General features: G+C 28.0%; 20 protein-coding genes. 4 read left to right on the top strand and 16 right to left on the bottom strand.

Annotated features, from left to right (window positions below; genetic code table 11):
* Positions 1 to 11 precede the first annotated feature (11 nt).
* From ASHG_RS00560 to ASHG_RS00525, 8 genes are all read right to left on the bottom strand, one after another.
* A complete protein-coding gene (locus tag ASHG_RS00560; RefSeq protein WP_040396790.1) occupies positions 12 to 1,643 on the bottom strand; it encodes a hypothetical protein in 1,632 nt (543 codons plus the stop codon).
* Positions 1,636 to 2,391 carry an ABC transporter ATP-binding protein gene (locus ASHG_RS00555; protein ID WP_040396788.1) on the bottom strand — a complete coding sequence of 252 codons (756 nt, stop codon included), beginning with the start codon at positions 2,389 to 2,391 and terminating at the stop codon, positions 1,636 to 1,638. The genes ASHG_RS00560 and ASHG_RS00555 overlap by 8 nt, the downstream gene beginning before the upstream one ends.
* Before the next feature lie 282 nt (positions 2,392 to 2,673).
* Complete coding sequence (pcp, locus tag ASHG_RS00550; RefSeq protein ID WP_040396786.1) at positions 2,674 to 3,315, bottom strand: pyroglutamyl-peptidase I; 642 nt, start codon at positions 3,313 to 3,315, stop codon at positions 2,674 to 2,676.
* A gap of 1 nt (position 3,316) precedes the next feature.
* Positions 3,317 to 4,597 carry an amidohydrolase gene (locus tag ASHG_RS00545; RefSeq protein ID WP_040396783.1) on the bottom strand — a complete coding sequence of 427 codons (1,281 nt, stop codon included), beginning with the start codon at positions 4,595 to 4,597 and terminating at the stop codon, positions 3,317 to 3,319.
* Between the two features lie 61 nt (positions 4,598 to 4,658).
* On the bottom strand, positions 4,659 to 5,666 hold the full coding sequence (locus ASHG_RS00540; protein WP_040396782.1) for an alpha/beta fold hydrolase: 1,008 nt from the start codon (positions 5,664 to 5,666) through the stop codon (positions 4,659 to 4,661).
* Position 5,667: 1 nt separating this feature from the next.
* Positions 5,668 to 5,868: a cold-shock protein gene (locus ASHG_RS00535; RefSeq protein WP_040396781.1), complete on the bottom strand. Its 201-nt coding sequence runs from the start codon at positions 5,866 to 5,868 to the stop codon at positions 5,668 to 5,670.
* A 2-nt stretch (positions 5,869 to 5,870) separates the two neighbouring features.
* Positions 5,871 to 6,599, bottom strand: coding sequence for a class I SAM-dependent DNA methyltransferase (locus tag ASHG_RS00530; protein WP_040396780.1), 729 nt, complete (start codon positions 6,597 to 6,599; stop codon positions 5,871 to 5,873).
* On the bottom strand, positions 6,599 to 9,226 hold the full coding sequence (locus tag ASHG_RS00525) for a valine--tRNA ligase (protein ID WP_040396779.1): 2,628 nt from the start codon (positions 9,224 to 9,226) through the stop codon (positions 6,599 to 6,601). The genes ASHG_RS00530 and ASHG_RS00525 overlap by 1 nt, the downstream gene beginning before the upstream one ends.
* Positions 9,227 to 9,650: 424 nt before the next feature.
* Here ASHG_RS00525 and ASHG_RS00520 point away from each other — a divergent pair, with 424 nt between their 5' ends.
* A complete protein-coding gene (locus tag ASHG_RS00520) occupies positions 9,651 to 10,472 on the top strand; it encodes a pyruvate, water dikinase regulatory protein (protein ID WP_040398332.1) in 822 nt (273 codons plus the stop codon).
* Positions 10,465 to 13,095, top strand: a complete 2,631-nt coding sequence (gene ppdK, locus ASHG_RS00515) for a pyruvate, phosphate dikinase (RefSeq protein WP_040396778.1) — start codon at positions 10,465 to 10,467, stop codon at positions 13,093 to 13,095. The genes ASHG_RS00520 and ppdK overlap by 8 nt, the downstream gene beginning before the upstream one ends.
* A 71-nt stretch (positions 13,096 to 13,166) precedes the next feature.
* Here ppdK and ASHG_RS00510 read toward each other — a convergent pair whose 3' ends face one another.
* The 3 genes from ASHG_RS00510 to ASHG_RS09455 are packed head-to-tail and all read right to left on the bottom strand — an operon-like array spanning position 13,167 to position 15,154.
* The gene (locus ASHG_RS00510; protein WP_040396777.1) at positions 13,167 to 14,126 is read right to left on the bottom strand and encodes a TlpA family protein disulfide reductase; all 960 of its coding nucleotides are present in this window, start codon (positions 14,124 to 14,126) and stop codon (positions 13,167 to 13,169) included.
* A complete protein-coding gene (locus ASHG_RS00505) occupies positions 14,116 to 15,012 on the bottom strand; it encodes a 4Fe-4S binding protein (protein WP_040396776.1) in 897 nt (298 codons plus the stop codon). Before ASHG_RS00505 ends, ASHG_RS00510 begins: the two co-directional genes overlap by 11 nt.
* On the bottom strand, positions 14,999 to 15,154 hold the full coding sequence (locus ASHG_RS09455; RefSeq protein ID WP_262359282.1) for a CD1871A family CXXC motif-containing protein: 156 nt from the start codon (positions 15,152 to 15,154) through the stop codon (positions 14,999 to 15,001). Before ASHG_RS09455 ends, ASHG_RS00505 begins: the two co-directional genes overlap by 14 nt.
* 104 nt (positions 15,155 to 15,258) lie before the next feature.
* On the opposite strand from ASHG_RS09455, the gene ASHG_RS00500 reads away from it, so the two are divergent.
* Positions 15,259 to 15,933, top strand: a complete 675-nt coding sequence (locus ASHG_RS00500; RefSeq protein WP_040396774.1) for a response regulator transcription factor — start codon at positions 15,259 to 15,261, stop codon at positions 15,931 to 15,933.
* Positions 15,930 to 17,051, top strand: a complete 1,122-nt coding sequence (locus tag ASHG_RS00495; protein WP_040396772.1) for a sensor histidine kinase — start codon at positions 15,930 to 15,932, stop codon at positions 17,049 to 17,051. Before ASHG_RS00500 ends, ASHG_RS00495 begins: the two co-directional genes overlap by 4 nt.
* 6 nt (positions 17,052 to 17,057) lie before the next feature.
* On the opposite strand, the gene ASHG_RS00490 is transcribed toward ASHG_RS00495, so the two are convergent.
* The 5 genes from ASHG_RS00490 to ASHG_RS00475 all read right to left on the bottom strand — a co-directional run bounded on the left by ASHG_RS00490 (position 17,058) and on the right by ASHG_RS00475 (position 19,899).
* Complete coding sequence (locus ASHG_RS00490) at positions 17,058 to 17,753, bottom strand: IS3 family transposase (RefSeq protein ID WP_262359308.1); 696 nt, start codon at positions 17,751 to 17,753, stop codon at positions 17,058 to 17,060.
* A 26-nt stretch (positions 17,754 to 17,779) separates the two neighbouring features.
* Positions 17,780 to 18,169 carry a helix-turn-helix domain-containing protein gene (locus ASHG_RS09245; RefSeq protein WP_262359307.1) on the bottom strand — a complete coding sequence of 130 codons (390 nt, stop codon included), beginning with the start codon at positions 18,167 to 18,169 and terminating at the stop codon, positions 17,780 to 17,782.
* Positions 18,170 to 18,292 (bottom strand): transposase, encoded by a 123-nt coding sequence (locus ASHG_RS09240; RefSeq protein ID WP_244264213.1) that lies wholly within the window; start codon positions 18,290 to 18,292, stop codon positions 18,170 to 18,172. It lies immediately after the preceding gene.
* Positions 18,293 to 18,451: 159 nt separating this feature from the next.
* A complete protein-coding gene (locus ASHG_RS00480) occupies positions 18,452 to 19,267 on the bottom strand; it encodes a Cof-type HAD-IIB family hydrolase (RefSeq protein ID WP_040396771.1) in 816 nt (271 codons plus the stop codon).
* Between the two features lie 14 nt (positions 19,268 to 19,281).
* Positions 19,282 to 19,899: a dihydroxyacetone kinase subunit L gene (locus ASHG_RS00475; protein ID WP_040396769.1), complete on the bottom strand. Its 618-nt coding sequence runs from the start codon at positions 19,897 to 19,899 to the stop codon at positions 19,282 to 19,284.
* Between the last annotated feature and the right edge of the window lies 1 nt (position 19,900).

Below are 19,900 nucleotides of genomic sequence, written 5' to 3'. Positions count from 1 at the left end.
GGGGCCTTTTTTTATTGTTTAATTTTAAAAGTTTTTGAAGCAAATTTATATATCAAAAAACTTGCAATCCCAACAAATAAAACCATAAAAATTGAAATTATTAACATAAATTTTATCTCTCCAATTTTTATCGCCAAAGCCGGAAATCCAAATACAAAAACATAATATAAAAACATATTCATTAAAACTAAAACTACAGATTTTTGTTTTCCTTCCTTGTCAAAGGGTTGAATTATATAATATTGAAACAAGGGCAAAATTGTAAAAAATATAGCATTTAATACTATATAAAAAATTGGTAATGATAAATTTAAATCAGTTTTGGTCAAAAATTTTGTTGCAAAACCAATATAAATTATAAACATAGCTCCCATAGGAATTGACATAAGCTTAAAAACTGAATTAAATCTTAACCAAAACATTTTCAATAAATTCTTATCTTCTCTATAAAAATTATAATACAAAAGTGATGAGTCACAATTTTTATAGAAAGCCATCAAAATTTTATCTTGTTTGAATAAAATATATGAAATTATTGGTATTGCATATATTAAAATTTTATAAACTTCATCTCCTTTAAATGTAAGATTTGAAAAAAGAAAAAATGATAAAATTCCAATTACAAAAAAGATTCCACTTTTTATTAAAGTTGGTTTTAATAGATGTCTTTTGTGTCTTTTAAAAAACAAATTATTCAAATAGACAAAGCCTTCTCCATTAATTTTTTCATTTTTATTAATATCTTTGTTTTTAATTTTTACAACATTTTCTTGCATATCTTTTGAATCTTCTACTGCTAGTTTGTATACCCTTATTGTTTTTTCAATTATTTTGTCATATCCCTTGAAATTTTTAAAATATTTCACAACAAAGGGGAATAAAATTAAATTGATTGAGAAAAATCCAAGGCTCAAAACCTTAAAATCAAGTTTTATTATTAAAACTAACAAACTTATCCCCAAATCCAAAATTAAAATCAAAATGATTTGTAAAAATGGTCTATCTTCAAAAAATGATTCTTCCCTTTTTTCATATATTTTTGTCCAAAATCCAGTAATATTTATATTATAAAAATAAATACCAAGACTAAATAAAAATGTATAGAGAGGATTAATATTTGCAAAAATTTTTCCAAAAATCACAAATCCCAAAGTCCTTCCAAGAAAAATTAAAAAAGGTTCTAAATACAAAAATATGCGCGCCAAATCATTTGGAAAAAAATTAAAATTTTTGCTTAAATCAGAAAATATATTTCCATTTTCAGTTAGCATTGATGATGTAATCATATTTGAAATATAAAAAATAAAGGGGATGCAAGTAAGCATTACTGCCCCAATACTTAAATCAAAATTTCCCCTAAAAAACAAAGAAGATTTATTGGTAATTTCAAACAAAAATTTTAAGATAGTTCTTGAAATTAGTATTGAGAATCCAAATGTTAGAATTGATTTAATAAATTGCCAAATTATAGAAAAAATAGGAACAAATGTATTTATAATTTCTTTTAAATCATAAAAATAATACTTGTCGCCCAAGTGTTTTCCGATTAATGGAACTTTTCTAATCCCATAAACCATCCCATTAAAAACTTTGGTGATCTTTATTCTTTCAATCAATAGAAATTTAGAAAAATATTTACTCATCATGATCACCCAAATTTTCATCATCTAAATTTATATCAATATTTTCAACATTTTTACTTGTCAAAAGCCTTATTATTTTATCTTCAAAATCCTTATCTTCTGAAACCATCTTATCAACTTTTTGTAAATTTTTGTCATGGAGAAGGACAATATCATCGCAAATATCTTTTGCAAGTTGTAAAATATGGGTTGAAAAAATAATTATATGGTCCTTGTGAATGTTCCTAATTATTTTTTTCATTTCAAGTTGAACAACAACATCAAGGCTTGTAAGTGGCTCATCCATCAAAATTACCTTTGGTCTCAAAATTAAAAACATAAGCATTTGAAGTTTGTTTTTCATTCCTGTTGAATAATCTTGAATGAGTCTATCGCTATCTTCCATATCAAAGTCTACAAGAGAAAAATATTCTTCTATAGATTTTTCATTCTTAATATTTTCCTTATTAGCCTCTAGGAAAAATTTTATAAATTCATATCCCGTAAGAAATTTAGGAAGATCTGGTTCTGCCACCATAAAAAATACATCCCTAAAATCAAGTTCTTTCTTTTCATTTTCCTCTATAAGATAAATATTTCCAGAATCCTTTTTAATTTGCTCACTAATCAAAGAAAAAAGTGTAGTTTTTCCTGCACCATTTCTTCCCAAAAGAGCATAAACAACTCCCTGGTCAAAAGTATAGTCTATATTTTTCAAAACTTCTTTTTTACCAAAGCTTTTGGAAAGATTTTTTATTTCTAGTTTCATAAATCCTCCTTATTAATTTATTTCATTATAACAAAAAAACAAAAAAAGAAGCAAAATGCTTCTCAGACTGTTGAAAAAGTATACAAATCATCATGCTAAGAATATCATACGGAAAAAATTGATTTGATTTCAAATTTAAAAATTCGTTAAAAATCGCACTGTATGAGCGTTAGCGAGTTTGCGATTTTAGAATTTTAAAATTTAGAAATCAAAAATTTTTGGAGTCAGATATTCGTGCTTGAGGGTTTGTCTACGCTCTGAAAAACCGAATGCTTCTTTAAACTAGAAAATTTTCCCACCAGAAATTTTTACATCTTCTCCTTTATGATTAATTATTGTTTTTAAGGCAATATTAATCGCCTTTAATGAATTTTCCAAATCCATTGAAGGAGTATTTGTTTTATTTAAAACTTGTTCTGGTAAATACGGAATATGGATAAAGCCTGCTTTTATATTTTTATATTTTTTTGCCAAATACAAGGCTTCATACATTAAATGATTACAAACAAAAGTACCTGCTGAGTTTGAAATTTCTGCTGGTATTTTTTCTTTTTTTATTTCTTCTACAATTTTTTTTATTGGCAAATTTGAAAAATAAGCATTTTCTCCATCAACTCTTATTTTTTCATCTATTGGTTTTTCTCCTAAATTATCAGCAATTCTTGCATCATCAATATTAATTGCAATTCTTTCAACAGAAATCAAGGATGATCCCCCAGCTTGACCAATGCACAAAATTACATCTGGTCTTATTTTTTTGATATTTTCTTCTAAAATTTCTCCAGATTTTTTAAAAACTGTAGGTATTTCTACTTTAAAAATTTGTGCATTATCAATTTTTTCATCAATTTTTTTCACTAGTTCAATTGATGGATTTATTTTGTCTTTATCAAAAGGATCAAATCCTGTTATTAATATTTTCATTTTATATCCTTTCATAGTCAATATGATCAATTTTTTGAATATATTTTACAAAATCAACCATTAAATTAACTCCTCTTACCATATCATTTTCATTAATATCAAATTTTTCACTGTGATGACTGTCTTTTAAATTAGATCCCAAAATAAAATGAACACTTTTTCCACCTGATTTTTTCACTTCATTTAGAAGATAGGTTATATCTTCAGAACCTTTTAGCTCACAATCAACAATTTTATAGGATTCATCTTTATAATATTTTCTTAAATTTTTTATAAAATTTTCATCATAAGGCATAAGAGATGGAGCTTGACCTTTTATTTCAATTTCATAAGAACAATCATACGAAATAGCAGAACCTACTATAATTCTTTTTACACCATCAAATAAATAAGAAATAATTTGATTATTTTCTCCCCTAATTTCCATTTCAATTTTTGCCCTATTTGCTACAATATTTCTTCCACTTCCTGCATTAAGTTTGCCAACATTAACTCTAGCTTTGCCCATAGAATGTTGGGCAAGACTATTAAAATTTAAAACTGCACTTGATGCTGCCAAAAGTGCATTATGCCCTTTTTCTGGACTTGCTCCAGCATGAGAAGCCTTTCCTTTAAAAATTATATCAATTTTTTTAGTAGCGAGAAAACCATGACTTCCAATTCCAATTTCTCCACTATTTAAATCCATACCTATGTGCATTCCCGCCATATAATCAAAATTATCAATTATTGGATTATTCATCAAAGAATAAGCTCCTCTAACTCCTTCTTCAGCCGGTTGAAAAATAAAAACTATTTTTCCTTTTAATTTATCTTTATTTTTCGAAAGAATTTTTGCAAGCTCGATTCCAATTGACATGTGAGCATCATGACCGCAGGCATGCATAGAAAAAGAATTTTTAGATGAAAAATCCAAAATATTAGGAAGGTGACCTAATGAATCAGTTTCTTCCAATTCATTAGCATCAATATCAAATCTAAATCCGATATTAGGACCATGTTTTTTTGTATCTAAAACTGCAATTAAACCTGTATAAGAGTCTAAAATTTCATCCTTTTTTTCTAAATTAGTAATTTCTATAGAATTTTTATATGAATCGATTTTATTTTTTTCGGGAAGTCCTATTCTTTTGTTAAAATAAATTTCTTTCCCATAATAAATTTTAAGCTTATAATTTCTTAATTCTTCAATTATTTTTGCTGTTGTCAGAAATTCCATCCAAGCAGGTTCAGCAAATTTATGAAAATGTCTTCTTAATCTTATTAGATCTTCTTCTATCATATTTTTTCCTTTTTTATTCTTAGTATTCTAATAAAAAGTCATTAAAAAAATGAGTAAAAACTCATTTTTTAAAAAACATATCAATATCTTCAAATACTTTTTCTCTTTCATCTTCATTTAAAACTTCATGTTTCATATGATCATAAGTTTTAAAATATAAATTTTTATAACCAATAGAAGATAAAATTTTCTTAGTATTCATAAGCCCCTTATCTGATCCAGTAACATCATCATCGACACCATTTAAAGATGCAATTGGTAAATCTTTATTTCTTAATTTAAATTTGTTATTTTTATTTAAATTATTTACAAGATTAAATAAACAAACATTACTTCTTGCCAAAAAACCATCAAGTCTCATTGGATCATTATTTTTAATCCTTACATTTTCCTCATTATAAGAAATCCATGATGGATCTTTTCCTGTTATTCCCGAAAGCGTATCTAAAAGGTGAGATCTTCTTTTTTCTCCTAGATAAAAAGTTACTATATTTCCAATAAAAATACCAATTTTTGCAATAGGAATATAGGCTACTGTTCCTGTCAAAACTAATTTATCGATTGTATCATCATATTTTTGCAAATAATTTCTACAAATCAAAGAACCCATAGAATGACCCAACATAAATACTTTTTTGTCCTTATAATACATTCTAATATATTTATTTATTACAAATTGGTCATCAACAAGCTCATCTTTTTCCTTTATAAAACCAGAGGGATGATTTTCAGAAATAGATTTTCCATGTCCCCTATTATCTGAAATTACAACCGCATAACCTTTTTCATTTAAGAATTTAATAAAATGTAAATAATTAAGGGAATGTTCAAGCATACCATGAACAATTTGAACAACAGCCTTTGGATTTTCAACATCAAAACGGTTAGCATATATATCAAAACCATCGGAATTTGTCAAAATCACCTTACACCTATTGTCATTTATAAAACTTTCTTCTTTTATAAAAAACCTTGACCCATTTTTTAAATCTAGATAAGTTTTTTTCCTATACAAGTAATAAATTTGAGGAAGAAGAATTATAAATAAAATCAAAATAAAATATTTCATCTTAACCCCTTTTTTTCACATTAAAGGCAGTATCTCCCCTGCCTAAATCTTTAACATCAAATTCTACCCTTGCCCCGTTTTCAATAGTTTTATAATCCTTATCAGAAATTATCTCAGAATAATGAAAAAAATAGTCACCACTTTCTGATTCTATAAAACCATATCCTTTTTTGTTATCAAAAAATTTAACTTTTCCTTCCATATTCACTCCTTTTTAGCCTTAAATAAAATCCTCAAAGTATCATCTTTGATTTTTTGCATTGTATCTTCATCAAAAATTTCAATATCAGAAAACTTATTTTCATTTAAAATATTTTTAATAAAATCTACAGAGTAGTATCTTTCAACTTGATTTTCAATAATTCTTTGGTATAACCCATTCTCATTTTCTACAAAAAAGTTTAGCTCCATATCAATAATATCATCATCTTTAATATTATCCCAAGTATAAAAAATATCCTCATATTCATAAACATAAGATTTTGAACCAAATACTTCTTCCATTTTATATTCTGAATTTATATCAAAAATTAAAAGTCCATCCTTTTTTAAATTTTTAAAAGAATTTTCTATTAACTTTTTTAAATCATCTTCATCCAAAATATAATTTATAGAATCAAGTAAAATTACAATAAGATCGTATGAATTTTCATTTTCAAAATCTACCATATTATAATTATACAAAGATACTTTTTCTTCTTGAAATTTTTTTGAAAAGACTTCAAGCATAGACTGAGATAAATCCAAGGCATCAATTTTTTCAAAAAAATCGAAAAAATGATTGGTTAGCATGCCTGTTCCACATGCTAACTCCAACATTTTCTCTCTTTTGATATTATTTTTATTGACCAATTTTTTTATATTATCTGCATATTTTTCATAATCAAGGTCAAAAGATAATTTGTCATAAATATAAGCAAAATCTTTATACATTACTTATCTTCTATTTCCTTATAAGATTCTTGAGTTTTTACAAGTAAATCTTTATATTTTTCTAGTTTTTCACGTTCTTCATTTACAACAGCTTCTGGCGCTTTTGAAACAAATCCTTGATTGTTAAGCTTACCTTCTGCTCTTTTAATTTCTGATTCTAATTTTTTGATTTCATCTTTTAGTCTTTTTCTTTCCTTATCGTAATCAATTAGATTTTCTAAAGGAATATAAATTTTGAAATCATTAAAAATCAAAGATACTGCATCTTCTACTTCTTTGTCTTCATCTATTATTGAAATTTCTCCAGATTTTGAAAGATTTACAAATTGCCCTTTTAAAATTTCTAGGAAATTTCTAGTATTTTCATCAGATGAATAGATTATTAAATCTTGTCTTGTTTTTGATCCAAGATTTAAAGTTTGTCTTTGATTTCTTATAGCTTTTATAGCCTCAATTGCTCCATCAACAACTCTTGCTTCATCATCAAAATTGAAATCTTCCCTAACTTGTGGCCAAGACTCAACTATAAGCATATCTTTTTTATTTGGCAATTGCTTATAAATTTCTTCAGTAATAAATGGCATAAATGGATGAAGAAGTGAAATCATATCTTTTAAAACATAAAGTAGAACTTTTTTAACTGTAGATTTTTTATTATTATCATCAGAATTTAATCTTTCCTTGGCAAATTCTATATACCAATCACAAAATTCTTCCCAAATAAAATCTTCAATCCTACTTGCAGCAAGACCAATTTCATACTTGTCTAAGTTTTTAGAAACTTCTTCTACTACATTATTTAATCTTTTTAAAATCCACTTATCTTCAAGGCTCAAATCTAAATTATTAAATTCAAGATCATCATCTTCATCTATATTCATCAATACAAATCTTGTTGCATTCCATAATTTGTTGGCAAAATTTCTGCTTGCTACTATTCTTTTTTCATCATAGCGCATATCATTTCCTGGTGAATTTCCAGTAATTATTGTAAATCTTAGGGCATCTGCTCCATATTTATTTACAACATCAATTGGATCAACTCCGTTTCCTAGAGATTTGCTCATTTTTCTTCCTTGAGGATCTCTAATTAGGCCTGTGAAAAGTACATGGTCAAATGGAGTTTTATTTGTATTATAAAGAGAAGAAAATACCATTCTTATAACCCAGAAAAATATAATATCATAACCTGTTACAAGAATATCTGTTGGGAAAAAATATTTATAATCTTCAGTTTCTTCTGGCCAACCCAAAGTTGCAAAAGGCCAAAGAGCTGATGAAAACCAAGTATCAAGTGTATCTTCTTCTTGAGTAACTTTTTTCCCATTTAAATATCCATTTTCATCTGGATCATCTTCTGAAACAATGATTTCCCCATCTTCAGTATAGAAAACTGGAAGTCTGTGTCCCCACCATAATTGTCTAGAAATACACCAATCTCTAATATTTTCTAGCCAATTCATATAGGTTTTTCCTAAAGAATCTGGAATTAAATTTAAATCTCCATTTTTGTAAACTTTGATTGCATCCTTTGCCAAATCTTCCATTTTAACAAACCATTGTTTTGAAATTAATGGTTCAATTACTACATTTGTTCTTTCACTGTATCCAACAGCATGTTCAATTGTTTCAGTTTTTACCAAAAGATTTTCTTTTTGTAAATCTTCAATCATTAATTTACGAGCTTCATACCTATCCAGACCAGAATATTTTCCATATCCTTCTTTTATATTAGCAGATTCATCAATAACTACACATTGGCCAAGATCATGTCTTTTTCCAACTTCAAAATCGTTAGGGTCATGGGATGGAGTTATTTTTACACAGCCTGTACCAAATTCCATATCAACATAAGAATCTTCTATCAAAGGTATTTTACGATCTACTAGTGGTAAGATTAAATTTTTCCCTATTTTATCTTTAAATCTCTCGTCTTCTGGATTTACAGCAACAGCCAAATCTCCAAGCATAGTCTCAGGCCTTGTAGTAGCAATTGTTATAAATTCATCGCTATCTTCAAAGAAATATTTTATATACCATAAGTGACCTTCTTGGTCTTTATGATAAACTTCTGCATCAGAAAGAGCAGTTTTAGCTTCAGGATCCCAATTTACAATTCTATTTCCTCTATAAATTAATCCCTCATCATACATTTTTTTGAAAACTTTTCTTACAGCTTTTGTAAGATTTTTATCCATTGTAAAAGAATCACGGTCCCAATCGCAAGAAACTCCAACAGTTCTTAATTGTTTTTTAATTGTTCCACCATATTCTTTTGTCCAATCCCAACATTCTTCCAAAAATTTATCACGACCTAGTTCATTTTTAGATTTTCCTTCACTTTTTATTTTTCCTACAACTTTTGCCTCTGTAGAAATTGATGCATGATCAGTTCCTGGAATCCAACAAGCTTCATAACCTTGCATTCTTTTATACCTTATAATAATATCTTGAATTGTATTATTTAAAGCATGACCTAGGTGTAATTTTCCAGTTATATTTGGTGGTGGCATAACTATAGTAAATGGTTTTTTATCTTTATTTACATTAGCTTTAAAATATCCACCTTCTTCCCATTTTTTATAAATTTCTTTTTCAAATTTTTGTGGTTCATATTTTGTTTGCATAATTTCTCCTTAATTTCAAAATAAAATTAAAAATAAATAATAAAAAAAGTAACACAATTCTCAAGGACGAGATTATCGCGTTACCACCTATCTTCCTTTTTTATTAAAAAGGCCCTTATTTGCATATATGCATGCTACATTAAACTATTTCAAAACAACCTTCATGAGTTTAATTTGAAGATTTTCACCATCCATCTTCTCTCTAAAAAATTTCCCTCATTACTCCTTTTTGTCAAAGTTTTATATTTATTTCTTTCATTTATTATATTTTAAATATTTTTTTTGTCAATCAAATAAAACTTTAAGATTTAAATTTTAATTTATAATTATTAGTTTATATGATTGAAAAATGTTTTCAAGTTTTGGATTTTTATTTAAAAATGCTATAATATTAATAGAATCTTTTATAAATAGAGGTGATAGAATGAAGCTTATTGTAAACATTATTTCAGATACAAGTGGATATGCTACAGAACAAATTGTAAAAGTATCCTTTAGTCAATTTAATGTTGAAACAATTACAAATATATATTCTGATATAAGAGATGAAAAATCCTTAGAAGATATATTAAATTTTATAATTGAAACTGGCGATAATTTTATAATCTATCACTCTTTCCAAGATTCAAAAATGAATGCTTATATCAATAAATTTTGTGAACTAAATGACATTAGTTATGTTGATTTGACCGGATATTCTATAAGAACCATTTCAAATAAAATTAACATAAAGCCAAAAAATACTTTTTCTAGTGAATCTTTATATGAATCTAACCGTTTTAAGACTTTAAACGCACTAGATTTTGCCATCAAATATGACGACGGTAAAGACTTTAGTTCATTAAAAACTTGTGATATAGCTTTAATTGGAGTATCTCGTTCTTCAAAAACACCCATTTCAATTTATATGGCAAGCAAAGGTTATAAAGTTTGTAATATACCCATACTTTTAAATGCAAGCCTACCAGAAGAACTTTTTGAAATTGATAGCCAAAAAATAGTTGGCCTTACTATAGATAAAAACATTCTAAAATCTTATAGAGATGAAAGACTAAAGAGTTTAAATCTTTTTGGTAAAAGTCAATATTCTGATATTAGAATTATTCAAAAAGAACTTGACCATGCCAAAGCGATTATGGATGATTTAGGTTGTGTAATTATTGATGTTACAAATAGATCTATCGAAGAAACGTCTGATATTATTATTAATCATATTAAAAGCATGAAAGGGGAAAAAAATGACTGAAAAATATGTTTATAATTTTAATGAAGGAGACAAAGAAATGCGCTCTTTGCTCGGTGGTAAAGGCGCAAATTTAGCAGAAATGACAAACATGGGAATTAATGTTCCATATGGTTTCACCGTTACAACTGATGCTTGTGCTAGATTTTACAAAGAAGATAAAAAAATCTGGGAAGACTTAAAAAATGAAATCACAAGTCATATAAAAGATCTAGAAGAACATAATAAGAAAACCTTTGGTTCAACTGAAGATCCTCTACTTGTATCTGTAAGAAGTGGTGCTCCAATTTCTATGCCAGGAATGATGGATACAATTTTAAATCTTGGTTTAAACGATGATGCTGTTATAGGTCTTAGCAAAAAAACAAACAATGAAAGATTTGCATATGATTCTTACAGAAGATTTATTCAAATGTTTGCTGATGTAGCAATGGGAATTAATAAAAATAATTTTGAAAAAGTTCTTAGTGCTAAAAAAGATGAAAAAGGTGTTAATGAAGATACTGAACTTGACGCTAATGATTTAAAAGATGTTGTCGAAAAATACAAAAAAGTTTATAAAGATATTGAAGGAGAAGATTTTCCTCAAGAACCTAGAGAGCAATTAGATAAGGCTATAACTGCTGTATTTGCATCTTGGAATAATGAACGTGCAATTTTATATAGAAGATTAAATGATATTGATGATTCTATGGGAACTGCTGTAAATGTTCAATCAATGGTATTTGGGAATATGGGAGAAACTTCTGGAACAGGAGTAGCTTTCTCAAGAAACCCAGCAACTGGTGAAAATAAATTATTTGGTGAATATCTAATGAATGCACAAGGTGAAGATGTTGTAGCTGGGGTTAGAACACCAAAAGAAATTTTAACATTAAAAGATTCATTGCCAGAAGTTTTCGATCAATTCCGTGATACTGCTGAAAAACTTGAACAACATTATAAAGATATGCAAGATATGGAATTTACTATCCAAGAAGGTGAGTTATTCTTGCTTCAAACTAGAAATGGTAAAAGAACTGCTCATGCTGCAGTAAAAGTTGCTGTTGATATGGTTCATGAAGAATTACTTACAGAAAAAGAAGCTGTTTTAAGAATTGACCCTAAAGATCTTGATGGTCTACTTCACCCTACACTTTCTCAAAAATCCATAAAAGAAAATAAAGCTGTTGCAAAAGGTCTTGCAGCAAGTCCAGGAGCTGCAGTTGGTTACATTGCTTTTTCTGCTAAAGAAGCTAAAAAAAGAGCTGCAAAAGGTGTTGATGTTATTTTAGTTCGTGAGGAAACTTCACCAGAAGACTTAGAAGGAATGGTATCAGCTTCTGGAATTCTTACAGCAAGAGGCGGAATGACAAGTCACGCTGCAGTAGTAGCTAGAGGAATGGGAAAATGTTGTGTATCTGGTGCTCATGAAATTTATGTAAATGAAGATGAGAGATTCGTTAGAATCGATGGCAAAAAATATTCAGATCAAGACGTACTTTCAATAGATGGATCTACTGGAAATATTTATATAGGAGCACTTGAAACTGAAAATCCAAAACTTGAAGGTACATTTGGAGAATTCATGAGCTGGGTTGATAAATATCGTGATATGAAAGTTAGAACAAATGCCGATACACCTCATGATGCAAAACAAGCCTTAGAATTCGGCGCTGAAGGAATTGGTTTATGTAGAACTGAACATATGTTCTTTAAGGCTGATAGAATTTTCCAAGTAAGAAAGATGATCTTAGCTCACAATTTTGAAACAAGAAAAGAAGCTTTAGATAAAATTCTTCCAATGCAAGAAGAAGATTTCTATCAAATTTATTCTTTAATGGGAGAAAGACCAGTAACTGTAAGACTTCTTGATCCACCTCTCCATGAATTTTTACCAAAAGGACAAGAAGAAATTAGAACTCTTGCTGAAGATTTAAATATGGAAATTTCTGAAGTTAAAAAAAGAATTCTAGATCTTGAAGAAGTAAACCCTATGCTTGGATTTAGAGGACTAAGACTAGGCGTAAGATATCCAGAAATTTCAAAAATGCAAGCTCGTGCTATAATTCAAGCTGCAATTCATTGTCATGAAGATGGAATTAATGTTGTTCCAGAAATAATGATTCCACTTTCATCTGATGTTAAAGAACTTGCTTATGTAAAATCTCAAGTTAAAGAAGAAATCGAAAAAGTTTTTGAAGAAAAAGGCAAAAAAATTGACTACTTATTAGGAACAATGATTGAAATACCTAGAGCTGCAATTACTGCTGATGAAATTGGTGAAATTACTGACTTCTTCTCATTCGGTACAAATGATTTGACACAAATGACCTTTGGTCTTTCAAGAGATGATGCTGGAAAGTTCTTGGATCTTTACTTAGACAAAGATATTTTTGCAAAAGATCCTTTCCAAGTTTTAGATCAAAGAGGAGTTGGTTTCTTAGTTGAAACTGCAGTTGAACGCGGTAAAAAAGCAAATCCAAATCTTCACTTAGGAATTTGTGGAGAACACGGCGGAGAACCAACAACTGTAAAATATCTATATAATGTAGGACTTGATTATGTATCTTGTTCACCATTTAGAGTTCCAATTGCAAAACTTGCTGCAGCTCAAGAAGCAATTGAACACCCAAGAAATAAATAATTTTAATTCAAAAATACCAGAGTATGAACTCTGGTATTTTTTATTTCAAGAAGGATAATTCAATTTTCAATTTAGATTTCATCTTTTATTATTTTTTCCATCATTGTTTTTACTTTATCATAAGTATCTTTTTTATCTATAGCTCCAACTATTGGATCTCCTACAATATTTCCTTCATTATCAACTAGAACTGATGTAGGATATGACATGATTTCTTGAGCATATTTTCCAAGTTCACTATCTGGATCAAGACTTATATTTTTATAAGTTGCTCCTTGTTTTTTTAGAATTTTCTTTGCATCTTTTATTACATCATCTTTTCCAACTTGAGCTTCTGTATTTATTCCAATTACTTGTCCACCCATTTTTTCAATTTCCTTATTTAATTTTTGTAAATGTGGAATTTCTCCAACACAAGGTGCACATCCATTAAACCAGAAATTTACTAGAGTTAATTTTTTGTCTTTAAAAATATCTTTTGTTACTTCCTTTCCATCAAAATCTTTTGATTTAAATTCTGGGAATAAATTTAATTGTTTTGTTGATGCAGATTCTTTTTTCTTATCTTTATTAAATTGATCCTCTATTCCCTTTTTCTTGTTGATTATTTTTTCAATCTTTCCAATTTCTTCTACATCTTTTTTTAATAGGTCATAATCTTTGTTTGAAAGTTCATCTTTGGATTTTTCTACTAAATCTAGTAAATACATATCATAAGAAACATCTGGCTCCCCTGCTATTTTACTTTTATCTGCTTTTGAAAATGCTACTTGCCATTGTTTATCATGTTTTTTCAAAATATCATTTTGTTTTTGCATTAAATCATCTACTGACTGACCATTTGAGTTTGAAGCCATTGAACTTTTATTAGATGTTATATTGTCTTCATTTTTTTTATTATCTTTCATATTGCTTTCTATACTTGTCTTAGTACTAGTTGAATTTTCTGTATTTTCTTTTTTTCCGCATCCTACAAAAGTAAATGCCAATGCCAAAGCTAGGGCTGATATTTGCATTTTTTTATTTTTCATTTTTTTCTCCTTTAATTTCTTTTTTCTTATCTAGTCCAAATTCATATTTTAGTGCACAAGTTGGACAAGCCTTGATACACATTCCACATCTTATACATTCAGTATGATTTTGATTTTTTCTTACATCCACATCCATTTTACAAGCTTTTTTACATTTTTTACATGATATACACTTGTTAGCATCAAATATTATTTTAAAAAGTGATATTTTATTAAATAAGGCATAAAAAGCTCCTAATGGACAAATCCACTTACAAAATGGTCTAAAAAATATTATTGAAAGTACTATGCTTATTATTAAAATTGTTAGTTTTAAATTAAATAATGACCCTAAACTTGCTCTAATTGATGAGTCAACAATAGAAAGTGGAATAGCTCCTTCCAATACTCCAGCTGGGCAAATATATTTGCAAAAATATGGATTGCCCATACCTAAACTATTGGTAAGAAAAACAGGCAAAATTATAACAGCTACAAGAAGAATTATGTATTTTAGGTAGGTTAAAATTTTTAGTTTTTCTGTTGAAAATTTTTTAAATGGTATCTTATATAGTAATTCTTGAAAAAAACCAAACGGACACAAAAATCCGCAAACTACTCTTCCAAAAATCACTCCAACAAAAATTAAAAATCCAGATATATAATATGAAAATTTAAATTTTGATGAACCAACAACAGCTTGATAGGCACCTATTGGACAAGCCCCTGTAGCAGCAAGACAAGAATAACAATTTAATCCTGGCACACAAATCTTTTTAAATTCTCCCCTATATATTCTTCCTTTTAAAAAATTTGGAAAGTGGATATTTGTAAGAAATGTTGCAATAATTTGGATCAAGAACCTATATTTTGCAATAACTATAGATTTTATTTTATCCAATTCCAACACACTCCAAACATAAATTTATTGCTTTTGAAAAGACTGTATCAACTTCTCCCCTAAAGGCTCCATAAATTATAAAACATACTCCTAAAAGCAAAAATCCTATTTGTAAATTTTTCTTTTTTCTAATCCCTATACCAATCACCCCTTTACAAGTTTATAATAACAAATAAGATATAAATTTTCTGTTAAGATATTCTTAACAAATATTTTATTTTGATTTGATATAATATTTATAAAGGAGAAGATATGAAAATTTTAATAGTTGAAGATGAAAAAATTTTAAATGATACAATTAATAAGTCATTAAAAAAATCTGGTTATGAGGTTGAATCTGTTTTTGATGGATTTGATGCTATGGAAATGATTGAAGTTGAATCTTATGATTTAATAGTTTTAGATTTAAACCTACCTAATATGGACGGCATGGAGATTTTGAAGAATTTAAGAAAAAATGATAATGAAACAAAAGTTTTAATTCTTTCTGCAAGAAGTCAAATAAAAGATAAGGTAAATGGCCTTGATGCAGGAGCAAATGATTTTTTACAAAAGCCATTTCATTTGGATGAATTAAAGGCAAGAGTAAGATCTTTGACAAGAAGAAACTTTATTCAAAATAATACTGAGATTTCTTTCGATAAAATTGAATTTGATAGTAAAAATAGAAGTGTTTATATAAACGAAGAAGAATTAAAATTAACTCGTAAGGAAACAGGTATTTTAGAATATCTTCTTTTAAATCAAAATCGACCAATTAGCCAAGAAGAGTTAATTGAACACGTTTGGGATTCTAGTGTTGACCTATTAAGTAATTCTATCAGAGTGCACATATCAGCTCTAAGAAAAAAATTAAAGGATAAACTAAACTATGATCCAATAGAAAATAGAATTGGAGTAGGTTATATGTTGAGGAAAGTTAAATGAAAAAAATTTCATTAAGATTAAGAATCGCAATTCTTACCAGTATTTTAATTGCAGTAACGAGCATTAGTTTAAATTTTTTCACGAATAAAACTGCATATTTTTATATTGATTCTCTTGGTGGCTTTATGGATGATTCAACAGATGAACAACTTTACATAAATATAGACAAAGATAAAGTAGAAGATTTAGAAAATAATTTTTCAAATCAAATTAAAACAACAAAAATAAACTATTCAAAAAAATCACGGATAATTACAAGTTTAATTACAATTTTGGGTGGACTAAGCTCTTATTTTCTTAGCGGAAAATTTTTAGAACCCTTAGATAAATTTTCAAAACAAATTGAACAAATACGACTTAAAAATCTAACATCTTATGAAGTTGAAGAAAATCCAATAAAAGAATTTCAAAAATTAACAAAATCATTTAATCAAATGATAGAAAGACTAGACCAATCATATGAAATCGAAAGGGATTTTACTGCAAGAGCAGCTCATGAATTAAGAACGCCACTTACAATTATAAATTCACAAATCGATCTTTACCAAGAAAGCAAAATGGATGAAAATCAAACTAGAGATCTTATGAATATGATAAAAATAGAAAGTGATAGACTGGCAAAGTTAGTTACAAGTTTACTCGATATAAGCGAATTAAAATCAGTAAGTAGAAATGAAAAAATCGAGCTTTCATCTTTAATAGAAGAAACGATTCAAGATTTATCCTTAATTTCTGACAAGAAAAACATAAATATAGAAAACAATTGTGAAACAATCTATATTCAAGGAAGCGATATTTTAATTTATAGGGCATTTTATAACTTAATTGAAAATTCAATAAAATATAATATAGATAATGGTTACATTAAAATTTATTCAAAGAAAAGTAAAAATTTTGTAGAAATTTTTGTAGAAGATAGTGGAATAGGCATAGATGAAAAAGAAAAAGAAAATATATTTAAGGCCTTTTATAGAATAAATGATACAAAAGAAAAAGGATCAGGTCTTGGCCTATCCCTTGTAAAAGAAACAATAAAAATCCACGGAGGAGAGATACAAGTTTTAAATAAAGAAAAAGGCTGCTTAATAAAAGTAAGCTTGCCAATTTCAAATTTATAAATTTATTTAATTTAAAGACAAAAAAACTAGGCACTGACCTGAACCCGTAAACACGGAATAATTTAATAATATTTTAAGCGGAATGTAATCTGTAGGCATTCCGTTTAATTTTGTTTTAATCCTATCTTCATTGTACCATTTAATATATTTTTCTATCTCATTAACTAATTCATCATAACTTTTAAAATCTTCTCCATAATACATTTCTTGTTTTAATATCCCAAAGAAGTTCTCCATTGGAGAATTGTCTAGACAATTGCCTTTTCTTGACATACTTTGGGTTATGTTAAATTTTTCTAACTTATTTGCCCAAGAACTGTGTTGGTAGTGGAAGCCTTGGTCTGAATGTATTATTAATTCGCTTGTGTCTCTTGTTTTGCTTAAAGCTTTATCTAGCATAGTATTGGTTAATTTTATTGTTGGATGATTACTTAGTGTGTAGCTGATTATTTCACTGTTGAATAGGTCTAATATTGGTGACAGATAAAGTTTTTCTTCCTTACCCTTTATTCTGAATTCTGTTACATCTGTTAGCCATAATTGATTTGGTTTACTTGTTTTAAATTGTCTATCTACAACATTGTCTGCTACTTTTCCTATTTGTCCCTTGTATGATGAGTATTTTCTTGATCTAGTTTTAAATTTAGAGCTTAGCAAGGATTCTTCTCTCATTATTCTTAAGACTTTTTTATGGTTGAGGATTATCTTTGTCTTTTCCTTTCTTCTGATTACTCTTCCATCAGCAAGACTTGTAGCTTTTTTTCGTATATTATCTTCATTTTTATAAGTCTATTTTCTTCTCTTAACCTTATTAATTCTTCTCTTTCAGTTTCGTTTATTGGAGTATTAAGTTTAGACTTTTTATTTGATTTGGTCATGTCTTTTTTAGGCCTTTCTCTTTTATCTTCTAGCCCAGATAGACCATGTTCTTGATAAGATTTCTCCCATCTGTATACCATAGATCCATTAACAAGATTAAAGCGCTCTGCAGTCTCTTTAAGCGAAGTATTATTTATTTGCCTATATTGTATTACAGATAGCTTAAATTCACTAGTGAATTTGTTGTTTTTTGACTTTTTAGATAAGCTATCAACCCCTTTATATTTGTATTGGTTTATTCATAGTTCTAACGTGCTTTTAGGAATACTATATATTTTAGATATTGATTTAAGTCCACCAGAATTCCCTGATAAGTATTCCATTACTAATTTTATTTTAAATTCTTTTGTGTATTTTGGCATACAAAAAACCCCTCCATCCGTATTCCGGATTTTGGGGTTCAGGTCATTTCCCTGAGCTTTTAAGTTTTTAATCTTCCTCTATCTTTTCAAATACAGAATGAGCTGTTTGTTACCTTTACTTTTGAAATATTTTAACTTATATAAAGATAAGCAGGGAGCCTAATTCATTAATTCAAAGTAATCTATTAAAAACCTTGCTACACCGTCTTCTGAATTAGCTTTAGCTATATAGTCAGCCTTGGATTTAAGGACGTCTTTTCCATTTCCCATAGCAACAGAAACACCAGCGTATTCTATCATTTCTACGTCATTGACGTTATCCCCAAATGCCATTATTTGATTTCTGTCAATATTTAAATATCTACTTAGAAATTCTAAGCCTTTTCTTTTACTTGAGTTTCTATTTAATATCTCATAACTAAATGTTTCATTCCTCATTGTGGCATATTTCTTCTCCAGAGTATTTAAATTCTCTTTTTGAAAATTATCTAGTAAATCTTCTGGCCCCATTACATTTATTCTACATATGGGTTCATTTTTGTAGGAAACAACATTTTTGCTATCCATCCTCAAGATGTTCTTGTCATGAATAAATGCTTCGTTAGGGCAAAGCTCTTCAATGTATAAATACTCATCAGTATAAAAGGCTACTTGGAGATTTTCATAATTTTTAGTTAAATCTTTGATAAATAAATAGTCATTTAAATCCATAGCATTGAGTTTAATATTCCCTTCATCGATATTTTCTCTTATAATAGAGCCAGTATTTGTTATTGAATAATTATCTTTACCCAATGTACCTAACTGTGCTAAAAATCTACTGAATCCAGCATAAGGTCTACCAGTAGCTATAACTATTTTTATATCTTTTTTTACTAACTTTTTTATAGCTCTTATATTATATTCTGATAATTCTCTATTTTCGTTTAATAAGGTCCCATCCAAATCAAAAGCTATCAATTTAATGTTTTTCATCTTATCTTTATATCTTACTTATTGTAATATTTATCTAGAGCTTCGAATAGAAGTTTACCTACATAAGCCCCACCATCCATGTGGCCTAGAGTTTTTTCACCATGGTAGGATGCTCTTCCATGTTGGCTTATCATGTTTTTAGTTTCTTCAGCACCCTTATCAGCCTCTTTGGCCATAGCAGCAGCTAGTTTTTCAATACCTTCAGATTTTACACCCTCTGTATTTTCTACAGCTGGAATTAATGAATCAAGTATAGTTTTTTCGCCTTCTTTAGATCCCGTTTTACTTACTATATTATCAACTCCTGCTTTAATGGAATCATAAAGCTCTTCGCTTGATAAATCTTCTTTACCTTTGGTAGCCTTAGCCATTCCAATCATTCCAAAAGATAAAATAGTACCTAGTGATGAAGGAGCGCTTTCATTAAAATCTCTTCCCATCTTGATAAAAACTTTTCCTAAATCACTTTCATCACTATTAAGATTTTCAAGAAGCCCTCTAAATCCTTGACACATTGAGATGCCAAGATCTCCATCTCCGAACAATTGATCTAATTCTATCAAATATTCCTTATTTTCAATCATCAGTTGTTCAATTATCTCATTTATTTTAAGAATATCTTTAGTATTCATA

The sequence above is a fragment of the Anaerococcus senegalensis JC48 genome (assembly GCF_000321005.1).
Taxonomy (GTDB): Bacteria; Bacillota; Clostridia; order Tissierellales; family Peptoniphilaceae; genus Anaerococcus; species Anaerococcus senegalensis.
Note: the sequence above shows the minus strand (reverse complement) of the source record. Positions and strands in the feature narration are given on the sequence as shown.

What these genes read in the sequence shown, in the direction of transcription:
- ASHG_RS00560 (WP_040396790.1), bottom strand. Translation starts at nt 1,643, where the DNA reads ATGAGTAAATATTTTTCTAAATTTCTATTGATTGAAAGAATAAAGATC.
- ASHG_RS00555 (WP_040396788.1), bottom strand. Translation starts at nt 2,391, where the DNA reads ATGAAACTAGAAATAAAAAATCTTTCCAAAAGCTTTGGTAAAAAAGAA.
- pcp (WP_040396786.1), bottom strand. Translation starts at nt 3,315, where the DNA reads ATGAAAATATTAATAACAGGATTTGATCCTTTTGATAAAGACAAAATA.
- ASHG_RS00545 (WP_040396783.1), bottom strand. Translation starts at nt 4,597, where the DNA reads ATGATAGAAGAAGATCTAATAAGATTAAGAAGACATTTTCATAAATTT.
- ASHG_RS00540 (WP_040396782.1), bottom strand. Translation starts at nt 5,666, where the DNA reads ATGAAATATTTTATTTTGATTTTATTTATAATTCTTCTTCCTCAAATT.
- ASHG_RS00535 (WP_040396781.1), bottom strand. Translation starts at nt 5,868, where the DNA reads ATGGAAGGAAAAGTTAAATTTTTTGATAACAAAAAAGGATATGGTTTT.
- ASHG_RS00530 (WP_040396780.1), bottom strand. Translation starts at nt 6,599, where the DNA reads ATGTATAAAGATTTTGCTTATATTTATGACAAATTATCTTTTGACCTT.
- ASHG_RS00525 (WP_040396779.1), bottom strand. Translation starts at nt 9,226, where the DNA reads ATGCAAACAAAATATGAACCACAAAAATTTGAAAAAGAAATTTATAAA.
- ASHG_RS00520 (WP_040398332.1), top strand. Translation starts at nt 9,651, where the DNA reads ATGAAGCTTATTGTAAACATTATTTCAGATACAAGTGGATATGCTACA.
- ppdK (WP_040396778.1), top strand. Translation starts at nt 10,465, where the DNA reads ATGACTGAAAAATATGTTTATAATTTTAATGAAGGAGACAAAGAAATG.
- ASHG_RS00510 (WP_040396777.1), bottom strand. Translation starts at nt 14,126, where the DNA reads ATGAAAAATAAAAAAATGCAAATATCAGCCCTAGCTTTGGCATTGGCA.
- ASHG_RS00500 (WP_040396774.1), top strand. Translation starts at nt 15,259, where the DNA reads ATGAAAATTTTAATAGTTGAAGATGAAAAAATTTTAAATGATACAATT.
- ASHG_RS00495 (WP_040396772.1), top strand. Translation starts at nt 15,930, where the DNA reads ATGAAAAAAATTTCATTAAGATTAAGAATCGCAATTCTTACCAGTATT.
- ASHG_RS09240 (WP_244264213.1), bottom strand. Translation starts at nt 18,292, where the DNA reads ATGCCAAAATACACAAAAGAATTTAAAATAAAATTAGTAATGGAATAC.
- ASHG_RS00480 (WP_040396771.1), bottom strand. Translation starts at nt 19,267, where the DNA reads ATGAAAAACATTAAATTGATAGCTTTTGATTTGGATGGGACCTTATTA.
- ASHG_RS00475 (WP_040396769.1), bottom strand. Translation starts at nt 19,899, where the DNA reads ATGAATACTAAAGATATTCTTAAAATAAATGAGATAATTGAACAACTG.